The 5,006-nt window shown below is 54.3% G+C and carries 4 protein-coding genes and 2 pseudogenes; 2 read left to right on the top strand and 4 right to left on the bottom strand.

The window, feature by feature from the left end; genetic code table 11:
- Positions 1-426: histidine phosphatase family protein (locus ACWIGM_RS31190; protein ID WP_454029840.1), on the top strand; the 426-nt coding region annotated here is incomplete at its 5' end.
- Between the two features lie 38 nt (positions 427-464).
- Here ACWIGM_RS31190 and ACWIGM_RS31185 read toward each other — a convergent pair.
- Positions 465-569: pseudogene (locus ACWIGM_RS31185) on the bottom strand (IS5/IS1182 family transposase); the annotation flags it as partial.
- Positions 570-602: 33 nt separating this feature from the next.
- Positions 603-3,014, bottom strand: a pseudogene (locus tag ACWIGM_RS31180) (Tn3 family transposase); the annotation flags it as partial.
- Between the two features lie 60 nt (positions 3,015-3,074).
- Between ACWIGM_RS31180 and ACWIGM_RS31175 the strand changes: the two are divergent.
- Positions 3,075-3,779: an IS6-like element IS26 family transposase gene (locus ACWIGM_RS31175; RefSeq protein WP_001067855.1), complete on the top strand. Its 705-nt coding sequence runs from the start codon at positions 3,075-3,077 to the stop codon at positions 3,777-3,779.
- Here ACWIGM_RS31175 and ACWIGM_RS31170 read toward each other — a convergent pair.
- Both ACWIGM_RS31170 and intI1 read right to left on the bottom strand, forming a co-directional pair.
- On the bottom strand, positions 3,670-4,068 hold the full coding sequence (locus ACWIGM_RS31170) for a DUF3330 domain-containing protein (protein WP_044119997.1): 399 nt from the start codon (positions 4,066-4,068) through the stop codon (positions 3,670-3,672). The genes ACWIGM_RS31175 and ACWIGM_RS31170 overlap by 110 nt on opposite strands.
- Before the next feature lie 202 nt (positions 4,069-4,270).
- Positions 4,271-5,006: class 1 integron integrase IntI1 (gene intI1, locus ACWIGM_RS31165; RefSeq protein ID WP_454029839.1), on the bottom strand; the 736-nt coding region annotated here is incomplete at its 5' end.

Raw genomic sequence — 5,006 nt, 5'->3', positions numbered from 1 at the left:
GTATATACCTATGCCAACAGTCTGCAACGCACCGTTGCGACGGCACAATTCTTTATCACCGGCGCTTTCCCTGGGTGCGACATTCCGGTACATCATCAGGAAAAAATGGGCACGATGGACCCAACGTTTAATCCGGTGATCACCGATGACTCTGCGGCGTTTAGCCAGAAAGCGGTGCAGGCGATGGAAAAAGAGCGCAGCCAGATGCAGCTTGACGACAGCTATCAGCTGCTGGCGCAGATGACGGACTACAAAGATTCACCGTCCTGCAAAGAAAAACAGCAGTGTTCGCTGACCGAAGCCAAAGACGCCTTTAGGGAAGGTGCGAATAAGCAGGTCATGTCTTCCCAAGCTGACTCGTTGATTAAAATTTCGCGGATCTGGGCCGATTTTTGTCCCGCAAACACATCGAATCAGCCTATTTAGGCTATTTTTTCCACCATTTCTGGTGTTATTTCCGGTTTTTACTGAGATCTCTCCCACTGACGTATCATTTGGTCCACCCGAAACAGGTTGGCCAGGGTGAATAACATCGCCAGTTGGTTATCGTTTTTCAGCAGCCCCTTGTAGGGGTCCGCTTGGAAAACGGAAATTATCCCACGCTAAGACTGTTTTTTGTACAATATGGTGTCGACTGTGCGTAATGAGCGGTATTTTCCGGATCCCAGCTTAAGATTATTACGCCAGACGTAATCTCCACTCAGATTGATATGTTCCCAGCCCAGGGGAGAAAGATGAGATACCAGTTGCTCATTTATCGGGATACCTTTTCGTTTTAGTGACTCAATAGCTCTTTCTATATATACCGTGTTCCACAACGTGATCGCCGCTGTCAGTAACGTCAGCCCGCTGGCGCGGTAACTCTGATTCTCCAGCCCACGATCCCTTATTTCACCCAGACGGTGCATAAAGACCGCTCGCGCAAGGGCATTACGGGCCTCACCCTTATTCAGCCCCGCCTGTACGCGTCGGCGCAGACCGGGATCACGGAACCAGTCCAGCATAAATAGTGTCCGCTCAATGCGGCCAATCTCTCTCAGCGCTTTGGCAAGTCCATTCTGTTTTGGGTAACTGGCTAACTTTTTCATCATCAGCGATGCGGTGACTGTCCCCTGCTTAATCGAGGTTGCCAGGCGCAATACCTCATCCCAGTGTGCCTCAATGTCTTTGATATTCAGGCTGGTTGTTGATATGACGGACTGAAGCCCCGGATAGCGTTCGGCCTTTCCATGAATAAACAGCCGCTTGTCATGAAGATCCCGGATCCTCGGCGCAAAAGCGAATCCCAGCAGGTGCATCAGGGCGAAAACATGTTCAGTGAAGCCTGCGGTATCGGTGTAATGCTCGGTAATTTCCAGATCGCTTTCATGGTACAGCAGGCCATCAAGCACGTGGGTTGAGTCGCGCACCCGGCTGATCACTTTGGCATAGAACGGGCTGTATTGGTCTGAGATATGCGTATAAATCTGCACGCCCGGCTCCTGACCATATTTAAGATTGACCTGACCGGCATAACGTCCGTGACTGCCTACCCGAAAGTTCTGCCCGTCTGACGATGATGTTGTCCCGTCGCCCCAGAATGCGGCCAGAGGCCGCGCTTTCTGAGCGTTGACCAGCTCGGCCAGTGCCGCTGAATAAGTTTCATCTCTGATGTACCATGCCTGAATACCTTCGAGTGACGATTTTGTTGCCCCCGGGCAGGACTCCGCCATTTTTGTCAGCCCCAGATTGATGCCGTCGGCCAGAATGGTGGTCAGCAACAGTCTTCCGTCTTTTGGTCTGACGTTATTATTTTTGAGGTGCGCGAAGTGACGCGTAAACCCCGTCCAGCTGTCCACTTCTTCCAGTATCTCTGTAATTTTCGGATGAGGAAGCATGCCATAAACCAAATCGGCAAAGGGCGAAACACCCGAAGGGACGCTGTTCTCCAGCGGAGTGATTTTTACTCCTTTATCTGAAATATCAACATCGGGCAAATCACCGGCAAGCGCCATCGCGTTAACTTCTTCCAGACGCGATGCAAGAAGCGTCATACGGGCCTGAAGATATGCCTGGCAATCGGTCTGAACGGCCAACTGTAACTGGTCATTGTGGCGGGATTTCTCAAACTCAGCAGTCGGGATGAGATAATCATCAAAATTTCTGTAGCGGCGCGATCCTTTTACCCAGATATCACCGGAACGTAGCGCCCCCTTGAGTTCATTCATTACGCAAAACTCGTAGTACTTGCGGTCGATTCCTGAAGGCGTGAGTACCAGTTTTCGCCAGCTTTCAGGGATAAATCCTGTTGGCGCCGATAGCGGCACTTTACGAAGTTGTTTACGGTACATTTCCCTGATGGTGTCCAGCGCATCGCTGAGCGTCTGCGCCGCAGGTGTCGCCATGAACTGCAATGCTGACAGCATACGCGGGGCGTATTTACGCAGCGTACTGTATTTTTCGGTGATCAGGTGAAGCGGGTCGAAATTGCCCTTACGGGACAGAAACCGTGTTTCTTCCAGGCTGTTGATGAACTCCTGCCAGGGAAGGACATCTTCTATCGCTGCCCAGGGATCTTCACCGGATTCTCTGGCATGCAGTAGTGCCTGACCGACAGTAAAATATTGCTTCAACTTGCTCTGGATGAGTTTCCCCGTCAGCTGAAGCCTCTCGGCTTGTGTGCGTTTTGCCTGGCTGAACAGAGTGCCCAGAATACGTTCGTGCAGTTCGATAACCTCATCAGTCAGTGTGGCCCGCGCTTCCTGAATGACACAAACCAGCGTAGCGTAACGTCTGACATCGGTGAATTTAGCCAGATCTCTGCTGCTCATTTTCCGGCCCTCACGCGCCAGTTTAAGCAACCTGTTCTGGTGAACGGAAAGTGCAATACCATCAGGCAACCCCAGCGCAGCGATGGAATTAAGCCGGTCGATATGTTGCAGCACATTTTTACCGTTTATTTTACCCGGAGGCTGTAGCAGCCATGCCAGACGGGAAGGTTGTTCACCCTCTGATATGAGCAGGCTGTCGAGGGCACTGTTGCAAATAGTCGGTGGTGATAAACTTATCATCCCCTTTTGCTGATGGAGCTGCACATGAACCCATTCAAAGGCCGGCATTTTCAGCGTGACATCATTCTGTGGGCCGTACGCTGGTACTGCAAATACGGCATCAGTTACCGTGAGCTGCAGGAGATGCTGGCTGAACGCGGAGTGAATGTCGATCACTCCACGATTTACCGCTGGGTTCAGCGTTATGCGCCTGAAATGGAAAAACGGCTGCGCTGGTACTGGCGTAACCCTTCCGATCTTTGCCCGTGGCACATGGATGAAACCTACGTGAAGGTCAATGGCCGCTGGGCGTATCTGTACCGGGCCGTCGACAGCCGGGGCCGCACTGTCGATTTTTATCTCTCCTCCCGTCGTAACAGCAAAGCTGCATACCGGTTTCTGGGTAAAATCCTCAACAACGTGAAGAAGTGGCAGATCCCACGATTCATCAACACGGATAAAGCGCCCGCCTATGGTCGCGCGCTTGCTCTGCTCAAACGCGAAGGCCGGTGCCCGTCTGACGTTGAACACCGACAGATTAAGTACCGGAACAACGTGATTGAATGCGATCATGGCAAACTGAAACGGATAATCGGCGCCACGCTGGGATTTAAATCCATGAAGACGGCTTACGCCACCATCAAAGGTATTGAGGTGATGCGTGCACTACGCAAAGGCCAGGCCTCAGCATTTTATTATGGTGATCCCCTGGGCGAAATGCGCCTGGTAAGCAGAGTTTTTGAAATGTAAGGCCTTTGAATAAGACAAAAGGCTGCCTCATCGCTAACTTTGCAACAGTGCCCTCGGCCCCTTCCGGCGTGAAGGCGGCATCGAGCGGGATTTCCTTGCAGCACACGCAGCAACTGGTGCTCGGTTCATTGGCGTTCATGGTGGTGTTCCTCCATTGGTTGACGAAGCCGACGAAGGCCGCCGCCGGCATCGGCCTGGCGAACAGGAAACCCTGCACCGTGTCGCAACCCGCCTGCCGCAACCACGCAAGGCAGTCGGGTGTTTCCACACCCTCGGCTACCACCTCCATTGTCGTTTTCAGAAGACGGCTGCACTGAACGTCAGAAGCCGACTGCACTATAGCAGCGGAGGGGTTGGATCCATCAGGCAACGACGGGCTGCTGCCGGCCATCAGCGGACGCAGGGAGGACTTTCCGCAACCGGCCGTTCGATGCGGCACCGATGGCCTTCGCGCAGGGGTAGTGAATCCGCCAGGATTGACTTGCGCTGCCCTACCTCTCACTAGTGAGGGGCGGCAGCGCATCAAGCGGTGAGCGCACTCCGGCACCGCCAACTTTCAGCACATGCGTGTAAATCATCGTCGTAGAGACGTCGGAATGGCCGAGCAGATCCTGCACGGTTCGAATGTCGTAACCGCTGCGGAGCAAGGCCGTCGCGAACGAGTGGCGGAGGGTGTGCGGTGTGGCGGGCTTCGTGATGCCTGCTTGTTCTACGGCACGTTTGAAGGCGCGCTGAAAGGTCTGGTCATACATGTGATGGCGACGCACGACACCGCTCCGTGGATCGGTCGAATGCGTGTGCTGCGCAAAAACCCAGAACCACGGCCAGGAATGCCCGGCGCGCGGATACTTCCGCTCAAGGGCGTCGGGAAGCGCAACGCCGCTGCGGCCCTCGGCCTGGTCCTTCAGCCACCATGCCCGTGCACGCGACAGCTGCTCGCGCAGGCTGGGTGCCAAGCTCTCGGGTAACATCAAGGCCCGATCCTTGGAGCCCTTGCCCTCCCGCACGATGATCGTGCCGTGATCGAAATCCAGATCCTTGACCCGCAGTTGCAAACCCTCACTGATCCGCATGCCCGTTCCATACAGAAGCTGGGCGAACAAACGATGCTCGCCTTCCAGAAAACCGAGGATGCGAACCACTTCATCCGGGGTCAGCACCACCGGCAAGCGCCGCGACGGCCGAGGTCTTCCGATCTCCTGAAGCCAGGGCAGATCCGTGCACCTG

The organism is Allobosea sp. NPDC055332 (assembly GCF_053645455.1).
The sequence above is the reverse complement of the archived record's forward strand: the minus strand, read 5'-3'. Positions and strand labels throughout refer to the sequence as shown.

Excerpts from the sequence above, each read along its gene's own strand:
- ACWIGM_RS31175 (WP_001067855.1), top strand. The coding sequence starts at position 3,075 with ATGAACCCATTCAAAGGCCGGCATTTTCAGCGTGACATCATTCTGTGG.
- ACWIGM_RS31170 (WP_044119997.1), bottom strand. The coding sequence starts at position 4,068 with ATGGAGGTGGTAGCCGAGGGTGTGGAAACACCCGACTGCCTTGCGTGG.